8 protein-coding genes and 1 tRNA gene are annotated in these 13,735 nt (G+C 72.5%); 2 read left to right on the top strand and 7 right to left on the bottom strand.

Features of this window, described 5'->3' with window-relative positions; all coding sequences use genetic code 11:
* Positions 1 to 213 precede the first annotated feature (213 nt).
* A complete protein-coding gene (locus ACLIRP_RS06010; protein ID WP_412063055.1) occupies positions 214 to 2,661 on the top strand; it encodes a protein kinase domain-containing protein in 2,448 nt (815 codons plus the stop codon).
* Positions 2,662 to 2,668: 7 nt separating this feature from the next.
* Here ACLIRP_RS06010 and ACLIRP_RS06005 read toward each other — a convergent pair whose 3' ends face one another.
* The 7 genes from ACLIRP_RS06005 to ACLIRP_RS05975 form a co-directional block, all read right to left on the bottom strand.
* Positions 2,669 to 2,941 carry a VF530 family DNA-binding protein gene (locus ACLIRP_RS06005; protein ID WP_412063054.1) on the bottom strand — a complete coding sequence of 91 codons (273 nt, stop codon included), beginning with the start codon at positions 2,939 to 2,941 and terminating at the stop codon, positions 2,669 to 2,671.
* 108 nt (positions 2,942 to 3,049) lie between these two features.
* The gene (locus tag ACLIRP_RS06000; RefSeq protein WP_412063053.1) at positions 3,050 to 5,605 is read right to left on the bottom strand and encodes an excinuclease ABC subunit A; all 2,556 of its coding nucleotides are present in this window, start codon (positions 5,603 to 5,605) and stop codon (positions 3,050 to 3,052) included.
* Between the two features lie 35 nt (positions 5,606 to 5,640).
* Entirely contained in the window at positions 5,641 to 6,273 is a 633-nt protein-coding gene (locus ACLIRP_RS05995) for a transmembrane anchor protein (RefSeq protein ID WP_412063052.1), read from the bottom strand.
* 4 nt (positions 6,274 to 6,277) lie between these two features.
* On the bottom strand, positions 6,278 to 6,991 hold the full coding sequence (locus ACLIRP_RS05990) for a HupE/UreJ family protein (protein WP_412063051.1): 714 nt from the start codon (positions 6,989 to 6,991) through the stop codon (positions 6,278 to 6,280).
* A gap of 259 nt (positions 6,992 to 7,250) precedes the next feature.
* On the bottom strand, positions 7,251 to 8,729 hold the full coding sequence (locus ACLIRP_RS05985; RefSeq protein WP_412063050.1) for a M48 family metalloprotease: 1,479 nt from the start codon (positions 8,727 to 8,729) through the stop codon (positions 7,251 to 7,253).
* A gap of 1,048 nt (positions 8,730 to 9,777) precedes the next feature.
* Positions 9,778 to 10,860 (bottom strand): hypothetical protein, encoded by a 1,083-nt coding sequence (locus ACLIRP_RS05980; RefSeq protein WP_412063049.1) that lies wholly within the window; start codon positions 10,858 to 10,860, stop codon positions 9,778 to 9,780.
* Positions 10,861 to 11,223: 363 nt separating this feature from the next.
* Positions 11,224 to 11,307 (bottom strand) — tRNA-Leu (locus ACLIRP_RS05975).
* 399 nt (positions 11,308 to 11,706) lie between these two features.
* Here ACLIRP_RS05975 and ACLIRP_RS05970 point away from each other — a divergent pair.
* The gene (locus ACLIRP_RS05970) at positions 11,707 to 13,734 is read left to right on the top strand and encodes a M1 family metallopeptidase (RefSeq protein ID WP_412063048.1); all 2,028 of its coding nucleotides are present in this window, start codon (positions 11,707 to 11,709) and stop codon (positions 13,732 to 13,734) included.
* Position 13,735 lies beyond the last annotated feature (1 nt).

Genomic DNA, 13,735 nt, shown 5'->3' with positions numbered 1-13,735 from the left:
CAGGGGCGTGCAGGCCTGAGCGGCCCCGAGCCGCGACCGCGGGGTCGACAACGACGACGCTCCGTGACCTGCTCATGGTGTGAAAGCGAGCAGCGGCGGAACAGGCCGCCGGGTCGAAGGGGTCAGGTCGCCACCCGAAGAGAACCGCTTCCGACGAGTCCAGCGGAAACCTCCGGCCGCGGACGGGGTCAGGCCTCTCCCCTGCTCGCGCCCATGCCCGCCCCGCCCCCGCTCCCCGACGCCATCCGCCAATACCGCATCGAGGAGCGGCTCGGCCAGGGCGCGTGGGGCGTCGTGTACCGCGCCTTCGACACGGACCTGCGGCGGACGGTCGTGGTCAAGGTGCTCCACACCGAGGGCGCCGGCGGACTCCTCGACGAGGCCCGCCTCGCGTCGGCCGTCGACCACCCGAACGTGTGCGCGGTCTACGAGGCCGGCGAGGTCGACGGGCAGGCGTACCTCGTGATGCAGTACGTCCCCGGGCGGACGCTGCAGGCCCTCCTCGCCGCCGGCGCGCTGAGCGAGCCGCTCGCGCTGTCGCTGGGCGTCCAGATCGCCGACGGGCTGGCGGCGGCGCACCGGCGCGGCGTGCTCCACCGCGACCTCAAGCCCTCGAACGTGATGGTGACCGACGAGGGGCTGGCGAAGGTGCTCGACTTCGGGCTCGCCCGGTGGGCCTCGCCCGACGCCGACCCGCCGGCCACCCTCCCCCCTCGCGCCTCCGACAGACCCGCCTCGTCCCGCTTTGGCACGACGGCCTACATGGCGCCCGAGCAGTTTGCGACGCGGCGGAGCACCGAGCAGAGCGACGTGTGGGCGCTCGGCGTGATGCTGTTCCAGATGGCAACGGGCCAACACCCGTTCTGGGCGCCCGGCGTGGACCAGGGCCGCCTTAGCGCGACGATCCAGTCGGGCACGGCGCCCGACCCGGCCGCCGTCCGGCCCGGCCTGTCCCCCGCGTTCGCCGCTGTCATCCGAGGCGCGCTGGTGCGCCAGCCTGAGGACCGGACGCGCTACGCCAGCGAGGTCCGCGACGCGCTCCGCACCGCCGCCCGGACCCTCGACCCCGACCACGCCAAGGCGGACCGACTCGACGCGGGGACCGTCCCCGTGCCCGCTCCGCCGGCCGAGGCGCAAGCGGCACGCGGGGGCCTGCTGTCGGCAATTGCGGGGCGCCTGCTGCCCGCCCGCACGGCGCCGGCCCCGCCGAACGCCGTCGCGGTCCTGCCCTTCGAGGGCGTCGGCGACCCGCCCGCGCCGACGTACGTCGGGTTTGCGCTCGCCGACGCCGTCGCCACCCGGCTCGCGCAGGCGCCGTCGCTCCTCGTCCGCCCGCCGCGAGCGGTCCGGTCATCGGCCACCCCCGCCGCCGACCCCGTCCAGGCCGGGCGCCAGCTGGCGGCGGCGTTCGTGCTCACGGGCACGGTGACGGTCGGGGACGCGAGCGTGGCGCTGGCGTGGCGGCTCGTGGCCGTCGCCGACGACGCCGTCGTGGCGGGCGGCACAGAGACCGTGGCGACGGGCGACCTCGTCGAGGCCCAGCGCCTGCTCGGCGACGCCGTGTACCGGGCGGTTCAAACCGAGGGCGCCCTGCCGATCGCGCCGGTCCCCGAAAACCGGCCGGCGGCCGTCGACCACGGTGTCGACCCGGAACTGGCGGAGGATTTTCTGGCCGCACGGTCCCTTCTCGACACGGCCGCAACGCGCGCGAGCGGGCGGGGCGACCTCGCCGACGCCATCGGGGCGCTGGAGCGCGTCGCCGAGGCGGCCCCCGACTTTGCCCCCGCGCACGCGGCGCTCGGCGTGGCGCTGACGCGGTTCGTGCGGTCGGGCTACGGCGGCGTCGGGCACCTGCTGGCCGCCCAGCGGCACCTCGAGCGTGGGCTGGCGCTCGACCCCAAGAACATCGAGGCCAAGCTGTACCAGGCTTACACGCTGCTGTGGCGCGGCGAGAAGGAGCGCGGGCGCCAGGATGTGCAGTTTCTGATGCGCACGGCGGGCGACGACGCCGAGGTCCGGCTCGGCGCGGGCGTCGTCCTCCAGCTCGACGGCCTGCTCGACGAGGCGCTCCGCGAACTGGGCGCGGCGCTCCGGCTGGCGCCGGGCTTCGGGCCGCGGATCTACAACCTGCGCGCCCGGGTCCACCTGTACCGCCAGGACGCGGGCGCGGCGCGGCGCGAGGTCGAGCGCGGCCTGTCGATCGCGCCCGGGCACACCCTGCTCCGCACGACCGACGCCGTGTGGCACCTCCGACACGGCGATCCGCACTGGGGCCTGGGCTGCTTGGAAGCCGTCGTCGCCGACGACCCCGCGCTCCGGCTGGCGCACCCCACGCTCGCGATCGCCCGGTTTAAGACCGGCGACCCGGACGGTGGGGCGGCGCTCATGACCGACGAGGTGCTGGCGATCTCGGCCGCCGACCCCGAGATGGCGTACCGCGTGGCGACGTACTTCGCCGTCGTCGGCGACGCCCCGTCGGCGCTGCACTGGCTGCGGAAGGCCGTCTACCTGGGCAACCACAACGCCCCCTGGCTAACCGCCAACCCGGACTGGGCCGCCCTCCGCGACCACGACCCCGACGTCCGCGCCGTGCTCCGCGACCTGGCCGCCAGCCAGCCCGCCCTCCACGCGCGCTGGCGCCGGTTTTTGGAATCGGCGTGAGCGCGCCTCAGCGAGCACGTGGGGCTCCGCCGCCGGCGCCCGCCCGCTTGACGCGGGCCTGCTCGCGGAGCATGTAGAGGTAGAGGCTCTCGACCTGCTCGCGCGCCCACGGCGTCTTGCGCAGGAACTTCAGGCTGGAGTTCAGGCTCGGGTTGTCCGTGAAGCATCGGATGCGGACCTCCTGGCCGAGCGCGTCCCAGCCGAAGTGCTCGACGAGGCTCGTCACGATGTGCTTGAGCGTGACGCCGTGGAGCGGGTTGCGGGGCTGTGTTTTGGGCATTAGAAGTTCTGAAACGACGAATGGGGCGTTGCTCGGCTGAGATCCCTCGACTCGCGTCGCTCGCTCGGGATGACACCGTAGGGAGGTCACACGGAGATCCTCTCGGGACTACGCATTCTCGAGACGCATGCGGCCGAGCGCGTCGGCCAGATACGGCGCGGTCCGGCTGCCCGTCGCCTGGGCGACCTCGGCAGGCGTGCCCTCGGCAACCACCCGTCCCCCGTCGTCGCCCGCGCCGGGCCCCACGTCTATGGTCCAGTCGCTGCCGACGACCAGCTGCAGGTCGTGCTCGACGGCGATCACGGTGTGGCCGGCGTCGACCAGGCGCGCGAGGTGGCCGGTCAGGCGGTCCACGTCGGCGGGGTGCAGGCCTGTCGTGGGCTCGTCCAAGAGGTAGAGCGTCTTGCCGCGGCCGGCGCGCTGGAGCTCGGTCGCCAGCTTGACGCGCTGGGCCTCGCCGCCCGAGAGCTCGGTCGCGGGCTGCCCCAGGCGGAGGTAGCCCAGGCCGACCTCGCGCAGGGTGTCGAGGCTGCGGTAGACCCCAGCGTCGTCGCGGAAAAAGTCCCAGGCGGCGTCGACGGTCAGGCCCAGCACGTCGGCGATCGAGAGGCCGCGGTAGCGGACCTCCAGGGTCTCGGCGTTGTACCGCGCGCCGTGGCAGACCGGGCACGGCGCGTAGACGCTCGGCAGGAACAGCAGCTCGACGGTCACCCAGCCCTCGCCCTGGCAGTGCGCGCACCGCCCGCCCTTGACGTTGAACGAGAACCGCCCGGGCTTGTAGTGGCGCTCGCGCGCGAGCGGCGTCTCGGCAAAGAGCTTGCGGACGCGGTCGAACAGGCCCGTGTACGTCGCGAGGTTGCTCCGGGGCGTCCGCCCGATCGGCTTCTGGTCGACCATGACGAGCCGGGACAGCGCGTCGACGTCGCCGCCGAGCCGCGCCGCGAGCGCCGGCGCCGGGTCGTCGTCCATCTCGCCTTCCTGGTCCGGCTCGTCCGGCTCCTCCGCCGGCTCGGGACTCTGCCCGAGGTGCGCCGCCAGCGTCTCGGCGAGCACCTGGCTTACGAGTGTCGACTTGCCCGAACCGGAGACGCCGGTCACGCTCGTCATCACCCCGAGGGGGAAACGGACCGTGAGGTCGTCGAGATTGTGGCGCGTCACGCCGCCCAGTTCGATCCACCCGGACGGCGTGCGCGGCGCGTGCGGCTCGCGGGGAGCCGACTCGAAGAGATACGCGGCGGTCTTCGAGGCCGCCACCTCCCGCAGCCCGTCCGGCGGCCCGCTGTACAAGATCTCGCCGCCGTGCTCCCCGGCGTCCGGGCCCACGTCGACGATCCAGTCGGCGCGGCGGACGATGTCGAGGTTGTGTTCGATCACGAACAGCGAGTTGCCCGCCGCCTTCAGGCTGTCCAGGGCCGCGATCAGCGCTTCGGTGTCGGCGGGGTGCAGGCCGGCCGACGGCTCGTCGAGCACGTAAACGACGCCGAACAGGTTCGAGTAGAGCTGGGTCGCCAGCCGCAAGCGCTGGAGCTCGCCGGGCGACAGCGTGGGCGTCGAGCGGTCGAGTTGGAGGTAGCCCAGCCCGAGGGCCAGCAGCACGTCGAGGCGGGCGACGAGGTCGTGGGCCAGCCGCTGGGGCGCGAGCGCCTGCTCGGGATGGTGCTGCTCGACGTCGGCGTGCCCCGCCTCCTCGCCGTCGGCGTAGGGGCGCAGGAGGTCGGCGACCTCGACCATCGGCAGGCGCGAGAGCTCGGTGATGTCGCGCCCGGCGAAGGTGACCGCGAGCGCCTCGGACCGCAAGCGCTTGCCCCCGCACGTCGGGCACGGCTCCGACACCATGAAGCTCAGCGCCCGCCGCTTCATGGCCGCGCTCTTGGACTTCGAGACCGTGTGCAGGACGTGCCGCCGCGCGCTCGTGAACGTGCCGCGGTAGTTGGGCTGGACCCCGTCCGCGATCGCTTGCCGCGTCTCTTGGGGCGTGCGGTCGCGGTAGACGCCCTCGACCGGCTGCTCGTCCGTGAACAGGATCCAGTCGCGCGTCGCTTGCGGCAGCTCCCGCCACGGGACGTCGATGTCGACGCCGCGCGTCACCAGGATGTCGCGCTGGTTGTGGCCGCCCCAGGCCTGGGGCCACGCGGCGACGGCCCGCTCGCGGATCGTGAGCGACGGGTCCGGCACGAGTGAGGCCTCCGTCACGGTGTAGACGCGGCCCTGCCCCTGGCACTCCGGGCAGGCGCCCTCGGGCGTGTTGGGCGAAAACCCCTCGGCGTAGACGATGCCCTGGCCCGGCGGGTACGTCCCCGCGCGGGAGTACAGCATCCGGACCAGGCTCGACAGCGTCGTCACGCTGCCGACTGACGATCGGGCCGTCGGGGCGCCGCGCTGTTGCTGCAGGGCGACGGCCGGGGGCAGGCCCTCGATGGCATCCACGTCGGGCGCGCCGATCTGGTGGAACAGGCGCCGCGCGTACGGCGAGACCGATTCCAGATACCGCCGCTGGGCCTCGGCGTACAACGTCCCGAACGCCAGCGACGACTTGCCCGAGCCGGAGACGCCGGTAAATACGACGAGGGCGTCGCGCGGCACCTCGACCGAAAGGTCCTTGAGGTTGTGCTCGCGCGCGCCGCGCACGGTCACGAAGCCGGAAAACTCAGAACGGGACGGCATACAGGCGGGGTCGGCGTGGCGAGGCTCGGCCCGCGTCACGGGCCGACGATGCCCTGAACGTCGCCGCTCGTGCGCAGCGTGACCGTCAACGTCTCGCGCGTCCGGTTGCGCCAGAACCACCCGTGCTTGCCGTCGAACGCGGCCACCAGCACGCCCTCGTCCCCCGCGACCGCTGTGCCCTTGCCGTAGCCGTGGTACGAGATCGGCGCGACGCCGTTTGCCGGGTCGCCCGGGCCATCGGCGTGCGTGTCGTAGTTGACGACACCCCGGTCGGTCGACCACGCGTAGACCGCCTGCCCGCCCTCGTCCATCTCCAGCTTCACCTCCTTGCCCTCGCCAGGCGCGAGCGGGATGAGGGTGACCTGCTCGGTGGGCACGTCGGGCGCCCCGGCGGTGGAGTCGGCCGCGGCGACGGCGGGCGTGGCCCCGGACCCGGCCGCCAGCAGCGCGGCGTCCTCGGCCGCCGCTTCCTGCGCGAGCTGGACCTTGATCCGACCCATCTCGGTCAGGCCGAACACGCCGCCGATGCCCGTCGGGTCGACGCCATACTCGGCGGGCAGGATGAAGCCGACCAGGACGACGGCGGCGACGGCGAGCGCCAGGAGCGTGGAGCGGACGAGCGCGCGGGGCGTCGGGAGCTCGGCGCCGGACGGGGTGATGTTGGACATGGACTCAGGAGTAGACGACGTAGCCGGCGAGTTGGTAGCCCGCCAGCACGAACCCGGCGCTCATCAGCGCGACGTTGGCGGCGTAGGCGTGGCGGGAAAAGCTGGCCGTGCGGCGCCACGCGCTCATCGCAATCAGGATGGCGCCCAGCGCGAGGAGCTGGCCGATCTCGACGCCGACGTTGAAGGCGACGAGGTTGGCGAACAGGCCGTCCGGCGCCACGTCGAACTCCAAGATCTTGGTCGCCAGCCCCAGCCCGTGAAACAGGCCGAAGATGAGGGTGGCCGCGCGGGCGTCGGGCTGGACGCCGAACCACGACCGGAACGCGCCCAGGTTGTCGAGCGCCTTGTAGGCGACCGAGAGCCCGATGATGGCGTCGATGAGGTAGGCGCTCACGCTGACGCCCGTCAGCACGCCCGCGATGAGCGTGATGGAGTGGCCGACGGCGAACAGCGAGACGTAGAGGGCGATGTCCTTCCGCCGGTACAGGAAGAAGATGATGCCCAGCAGGAAGAGCAGGTGGTCGTAGCCGGTGACCATGTGCTTGGCGCCGAGGTACGCGAACGGGCCGGGCAGCACGCCGGAGGTGGCCTGGATGTACCCCGCGTCGCCCTCGGGGACGCCGTGCGCGAACGCCTCACCTGGGACTAGGAGCACCGCGAGCGCGGGCGCGAACCAGGGCGACAAGAGGAACGGCGCGAGCCGCTGGCGGAGCGTCATGGGGCCGGGCGGAGGGGGGCCGGGATCGGAAGGCTCGGCGCGAAACGACAAGAGGGCCGCCGAGATCGCTCTTGACGGCCCTCCGGGTGCCCGAGACTTGAATCTAATTCGCACGCCTGCAAGAACACACGACCCTGAATCGTGCGCGTCGCTTGCCAGAACGGCCCCGAAGGCCCACAGTGGACAGCCCCTCCCCGCTCTACCCGGACGTACCGGCACGGCCCGTGGCACCGCGCGGCCGACCTGTACCGGCGACCGGTCACGGCCGGGGCAGCTTGAGCGCCCGACCGGAGACCACGACCTCGTCGAGGTCGACGCCGTTGAGGATCGCGAGGTCGCTGTCGGTCAGGCCCTCGGGAAGCGTCGCGGGCAGGAACGTGCGGAACGGGCCGGAGCGGTCGGCGCGGACGACGCGGAGCCGGGCCGGCTCGACGTCGACCTCGGCGCGCGAGGCCGTCGTGAGCGTGCGCGCGGCCCGGTCGAAGACGTCGTCGTGCCGGGCGAACTCGGACGGGGCCGCGGCCCCGAGGAAGGCCCAGACGCCGTCGGGCCGCTCGACGGCCCAGATCCGGGCGCGCAAGGCGTCGTCGGTCTCGCCTAGGCGCGCCGTCGCGACGTAGCCCACGCGGCCGCCAACCGAGGCGGCCCCATGGTCCTCGGCCGTCATGCCGTGGTCGGTCAGCATCTGGGCGACGGCCGCGCGCGCCGTCGTCTCGGCGCGGCGCTTGAACTGGAGCATGGCCTGGCCGCCCTCGAGGGCGAACGCGACCTGGCGCGGGGCCAGGACCTCGGTCCAGCCCGCGGGCGCCTCGAAGCGGAGCGCGGCCGGCGGGAGCACGTAGACGCCGTCCTCGACGTAACCTTGGCGCGGGTCGGGCCCGAGCACCACGCCGTCGATCATGGCGAGGAAGTCCGCGGCCCCGTCCCGGTCCTGGCGGACGCCCCGGGCCGCCCACTCGGCCGCCAGCTGGCGGATGGTCTCCTCGCGCTGGCCCGGGTCGGGGTGCGTCGAGAGGAATGTGGGCAGGCCGCCGTCGCGCTCGCGGAGCCGGCGGAAGGTGGCGAACGGGCCGGCCCCGTCGGCCGCACGGTACCCGGCCTTCGCCGCGTACTCGACGCCCAGACGGTCCGACTCCGACTCGTGCCCCCGGCTGTGGCCCATCAGGAACAGGTTGCCCCCGAGCATGCCGGCCGCCATCACGTACTGGCCGGCGTCCTCCTTGATGAGTTCGGCCACGAGCCCGGCCCCGGCCGCGCCCACCATCACCAGCCCGGCCTCGAGCATCCGCTGCGAGGCGTGCCGCCCCGCGATGTGCCCGACCTCGTGGCCGAGGACGACGGCCAGCTCGGCCTCGCTGCCGAGATGCGCCAGGAGCCCCCGCGTGACGTAGACGTAGCCGCCGGGCAGGGCGAACGCGTTGATGTCAGGACTGTCTAGCACGCGGAACGTGAACGGTGTCGCCCGGACCTCCGGCGGCGAGTCGGGCCTGCGGACGTGGCTCTCGGCCAGGACGATGGCGCCCACACGCGCGACGTAGGCCGTGAGGGCGGGGTCATCGTAGATCCCCATCTCCTCCGAGATCTCGGGGTCGGCCTCCTGCCCCAGCGCGACCTCCTCGGTCCAGGAGTAGGCATAGAGCCGCTGGTTGCCCGAGATCAGGCTCTGTGACGTATCGCACCCGCCGGCGACGACCAGCGCGGCGAGGTAGACGGCGAGACGGACGCGGCGGGACGGCATACGATACATGGCGAAGGAAGGGGGGCCCTTAGACTAGGCGCAGAGACATGGGAGGCTTCATAGGCCTTCATCGGCATGAGCGGCCGGCGCCGCCCGGAGGCCCGGCGACGAGCCCGGGCGGCGACGACCTGGGTGACGATGCTACCCACGACGGCGGCGAGGGGCACCCTGGCCTCCACGATCTGAGGCTGAGGGCCAGAGGGGTGTCGCACCCATGTGGAGCCATGACATGAGAGAGCCCTTGCAAGCCAGCGGCTTACGAGGGCTCTCTGTGCCCCTGAGTGGACTGGTATCGAACTCGTTCATAGCGGAGATGGAGAAGCTAGCCGCATTGGCCCCGTTGCTGCCCGTGACCTTGCTGGAGCCCTCCTACGCCTAGAATCGGGACGATGTGGACGCCGGGCGGGCGTCTCCCGTGCCTCCCTGTGGGGCCTCGAAGTCCCTACGACGTCTCCCCTCCCCTGAGCACCGATGCAACCCACCTCAACGGCTACGGGCTCTTCCCTCAGCAGGAGCAACCCGCCGCGCTGCGCACCTCCGGCCTCAGCGTCCAAGACGTCGCGGACCGCCCCGGCGTCCACCGGTCGACCCTCTGGCACTGGTCGCAAGCTGAGGGCCTTCCATGCCTACCTCAACGACCTCCGCGCAGACGCACAGAGTCAGACGGCGGAGGGGATCGCGGCGATGGGCCGCCGAGGCGCCAGGCGCCGCGAGCGCGCCGTCGACCTCGGGTCCGCGCTTGCGGCAGCGGCGCTCGTGGTGATCGGCGGGGCGCTCGGCCTCGGCTGGGTGGCCCTCGCGGCCATCGACTCCCCCGACCCCGATCGGCTCGTCGTCGGCGACGCCATGCCCACCGGCGAGCCCGGGCCGTCGGCCGCGGACCGGGACCGCCAGCGCGATGTGGCGGCCTACGACGGGCGCGTCAGCCCGGACGAAATCGCCGGGTACGCCCCCGACATCGAACTCGGCCCCGACGCGGCCCGCTTCAACAAGACGGGCGCCCCCCGGAGTGGAGGGGCGCCCGCTAAAGATCCGTCCGGTACCACTGCTAGGCGGGGACGTCCGAGCGCGCGGCGGCGCGGACGATCCGGCCCTTTTCGCGACCCGAGATCAACCCGGCAGCCTTCCACTCGTTGGTCAGGTGGCTCACGCACGATACGAACTCGCCGTGGGTGGCGGCGTCGGCGGCGCACTGGCCGAGGAGGTCGTTGAAGGTGGCGCCGGTCGGGAAGAGGTGGTTCCCCACGCCCGTGTCGTCCCCGTCGACGACCACCGTCGGACCTAGGTCAGAGTTCGGGAACGGGTCCTCGTCGTCGGGGACGCCGTCGCCGTCGGAGTCGGCCACGCCGGACGACACCCACATCAGGGCGTTGACGAGGAAAGCGTACGCGTTGTCGCCGTCGTGCGCGTGAAAGTCTTGGTCGGGCCCGGTCAGCACGATCCGGCCGCCCGTCGAGGTGTCGTCGGCGTAGAGCCCGCGCGTGGTGCCGCCGATGGTCATGAGCGGCGAAAACGCGGGGGCCCAGGCGTCGAACCGGATATGGTAATTGGCGAACACCCCGGTGATCCCGTCCGTGAGGCCGGGGACTGGCGTGATGGTGAGAGTGCCGCTCCCGTGGTTCTGGACCGCCGTGACGGCCGGAGCGAGGTCGCCGACGTTCTCGTCGTCCTCCCAGAGGACCCCGCCGCCGAGCGCGAGGTACGGAGCCAACCGCGTGGCCCAGTCGGCGTCGACCGCCGTGGGGGAGTTCCAGGTGAACAGGAGGACATCGTAGGCGGCCCGGAGGTCGGCCACGGTCATCGCGTTGAATTGGACGGCCGTGAGCCGGTCGACAGAGCCGACGAGGTCGCCATTGGCGAAGACGTCGTCCGCCGCCCGGTACCCGAAGTTGCCGCCGATAGCGGCGACGCGGATCGGGTCGGTCGAGGCCGCGAGGGGGGCGTCGGCCGGGCTGGCAGTGAACGGCGCGGCGTCTTGGTCGAACACGACGGCCCGCTGGGAGGACTCGGTCGTGGGCGTGGCGTCGGCGACGGCCTGCGGAGCCTGGGCATCGCACGCGACGAGCGCGGCGGCGAGGCCGACGGCGAGGACGGCCCCGAGTGCGGTGCGGGAGAGGGGGTGGAGAGCCATTACGTGAAAGGGGAGTGTGAGCGAGACCGCCCGGTTCGTGCCAGGGATCGGGCGGGCGGCATAGGCCTGCCGCCCCCAAAGACTATGAGTCCCCTCCTATACCTCTGTGACTCAGAGACTAAAACCTCGGGCCACACCCTAACCGACCGCCACGTGAGCCCTCCAAAAACGGCGCGTAGAGGCCCTGAGAAAGTTCATCTCGTGTGCCTGCACGATCTTGCTGAGCCCACGGCGTGTGGCGTGTGGACGCCGCCCCTAACTGCTTCAACAGCAGTCTCTGGTACAGAACCGGCCGCCGAGCGGGAGGGCTGGCGCGAAATGACAGGAGGGCCGCCGAGATCGCTCTCAACGGCCCTCCTGGGGTGCCCGAGACTGGAATCGAACCAGCACGTCCGTAAGGACACACGACCCTGAATCGTGCGCGTCTACCAATTCCGCCACTCGGGCAGCGGGACCGCAAGCTAGGCACGGCGCACAGCGCGCCGCCAGCACCCGGGCGTCTCCACGGCAACTCCACCGGGGCCCGTCGGCGGGCGGGATCGCGCCAGCAGGCAGACGCACACCAGTGACATGCTCGGCAGCCCCCCGCTCGGACGCGTACACGGAACGCATACCGGACACGCTGGCGTCGCGCGTCCAAGCTGTCCCCCTTGGCAAGGGGGACAGTCCGCGCGGCGTCGTACCAGTAGAACGCGATGTCGCGCTGCTTGCGCGATCCCGGTTCTACTGCGACGCCTGGACGGGGGGTCTGCCGAGCGCCAGCCCTTCGGAGTGACCGCGAGCGGGCCACGGGCGGCGCTAACCTCTGGCTACCCCCCGTTCGCCCCGACCGCCCCGACTCCCCACATGACCCTCCGACTGCTCCTCGTCGCCGCCCTCGCTCTCGCCGCCAGTGGCGCCAGCGCGCAGCGCGTCCAGCCGTACCCCGTGATGCCGCCGCCTCAGTTCGAGCAGGCGGTCGCGAACGGGACGCGGACCACGACCGGCGAGCCGGGCCCGAACTACTGGACCAACCGCGCCGACTACGCCATCGACGCCCGTCTGGACGAGGGCACGATGACGCTGTCGGCGACCGGCGCCATCACCTACCACAACGCCTCGCCCGACTCGCTGGCGTTCCTGGTCCTCAAGCTGCGCCAGAGCGTCCACGCCCCGGGCGTGCCGCGCAACCGGCCCGTCGCCGTCACTGGCGGGATGACGCTGGCGCGGATGTCGGTCGCCGGGATGGACTTTGAGGACGCCTCGCAAGCCGAGACGCCCGGGGCGTACGGCGGGACCGTCGAGCCCGGCGAGTACGCCGTCCAGGGCACGATCCTGACCGCCGCCCTCCGCGAGCCCCTCGCGCCCGGCGGGTCGGTCGAGATCGGCGTCGACTGGAGCTTTGTGATCCCGCCGCACACGGGCACGTACCGCCAGGGGACCGACGGCGAGGTCGTCTACCTCGGCTACTGGTACCCCACGGTCGCCGTCTACGACGACGTCTACGGCTGGCACACCGACCCGTACCTCGGCATGGGCGAGCACTACCTCGAGTTCGGCGACTTCCGCTACTCGCTCGACGCGCCGGCCGACATGCTGGTCTACGGCACGGGCCGGATCCTGAACGAGGCCGACCTGTTCAGCACCCGCACGCAAGCGCGGCTGGCGCAGGCGATGACCTCCGACGACGTCGTGTCGGTCGTCGGCGAAGGCGAGCACGCCGGCGCCCTCGCGCCCGCGCCGTCGGGCCGGCGTGTCTGGCGGTTCGCCGCCGACGACGTGCGCGACGTGGCGGTCTCCGCGAGCGCGCGCTACGTCTGGGACGCCACGCACGCGAGTGTCGACCAGGACGGCGACGGCGCGCCCGAGGCGGTCGGCATCCACGCCTTCTACCGGCCCGCGGGCGTCAGCCCCTACGACGCGCCGTGGGACCGCGCCGCCGAGTTCGCGCGGTTCTCCATCGAGCACCTGTCCGAGATGCTGTGGCCCTACCCCTGGCCCCACATGACGGCCGTCGAGGGCATCATCGGCGGCGGCATGGAGTACCCCATGATGACGCTCATCGGCGGCAACCGCACCGACGCTCGCCTGTTCTCGGTGACCTACCACGAGATCGCCCACATGTGGTACCCGATGATGGTGGGCACGAACGAGAAGGCCTACACCTGGATGGACGAAGGGCTCACGTCGTTCAACACGAACGAGGGGATCGCCGCCTTCTGGGACGGCTCGGCGCCCGACCGCGAGCGCATCGAGGCGTGGCGCCGCGAGCGCCAGGCGCATTACCTGCTGGCGGGGAGCGGCTACGCCGTCGAGCCGATGCGCCACAACGACCGGTACCCGATCGGCGGCGGCACGAGCCAGGTCGATCCGGTCGGCGGTCGGGCCCGTGGCGTGGCCTCGTACTCGACGCCGGCCGTCGCCCTGCACGCCCTCCGCGGCATCGTCGGGGCGGACCGGTTCTGGGACGCGTTCCGCGCCTACGGCCAGCGCTGGCGCGGCAAGCACCCCCTCCCCTACGACCTGTTCAACACCTTCGAGGACCGGCTCGGCCAGGACCTCGACTGGTTCTGGACGCCGACCTTTTTCGAGACGTGGACCGTCGACCACGCGCTGGGCGCCGTCGAGACGCTCGCGAACGGCACCACGCGCGTCCACATCGACGACCTGGGCCGGGCGCCGATGCCGGCGACCGTGCGCGCCACGTTCGCCGACGGCACGACGGCCGACCGCACGGTCCCGGTCCAGACCTGGCTCGACGGGGCGACCGAGGCGCACCTCGTCTTCGACCGCACCGACGTGGTGGCGCTTGCCCTCAACCCCGACGGCACCGTGTTCGACGCCGACCCGAGCAACGACACGTGGTCGGCCGACGACGCATTGGGCACGGACTGAC

It is taken from the genome of Rubrivirga halophila (assembly GCF_046845755.1).
In the GTDB taxonomy this organism is placed as follows: Bacteria; Bacteroidota; Rhodothermia; order Rhodothermales; family Rubricoccaceae; genus Rubrivirga.
Note: the sequence above shows the minus strand (reverse complement) of the source record. Positions and strands in the feature narration are given on the sequence as shown.

Bases quoted from the DNA above. Each gene is read 5' to 3' on its own strand.
- ACLIRP_RS06010 (WP_412063055.1), top strand. From the start codon at position 214: ATGCCCGCCCCGCCCCCGCTCCCCGACGCCATCCGCCAATACCGCATC.
- ACLIRP_RS06005 (WP_412063054.1), bottom strand. From the start codon at position 2,941: ATGCCCAAAACACAGCCCCGCAACCCGCTCCACGGCGTCACGCTCAAG.
- ACLIRP_RS06000 (WP_412063053.1), bottom strand. From the start codon at position 5,605: ATGCCGTCCCGTTCTGAGTTTTCCGGCTTCGTGACCGTGCGCGGCGCG.
- ACLIRP_RS05995 (WP_412063052.1), bottom strand. From the start codon at position 6,273: ATGTCCAACATCACCCCGTCCGGCGCCGAGCTCCCGACGCCCCGCGCG.
- ACLIRP_RS05990 (WP_412063051.1), bottom strand. From the start codon at position 6,991: ATGACGCTCCGCCAGCGGCTCGCGCCGTTCCTCTTGTCGCCCTGGTTC.
- ACLIRP_RS05985 (WP_412063050.1), bottom strand. From the start codon at position 8,729: ATGCCGTCCCGCCGCGTCCGTCTCGCCGTCTACCTCGCCGCGCTGGTC.
- ACLIRP_RS05980 (WP_412063049.1), bottom strand. From the start codon at position 10,860: ATGGCTCTCCACCCCCTCTCCCGCACCGCACTCGGGGCCGTCCTCGCC.
- ACLIRP_RS05970 (WP_412063048.1), top strand. From the start codon at position 11,707: ATGACCCTCCGACTGCTCCTCGTCGCCGCCCTCGCTCTCGCCGCCAGT.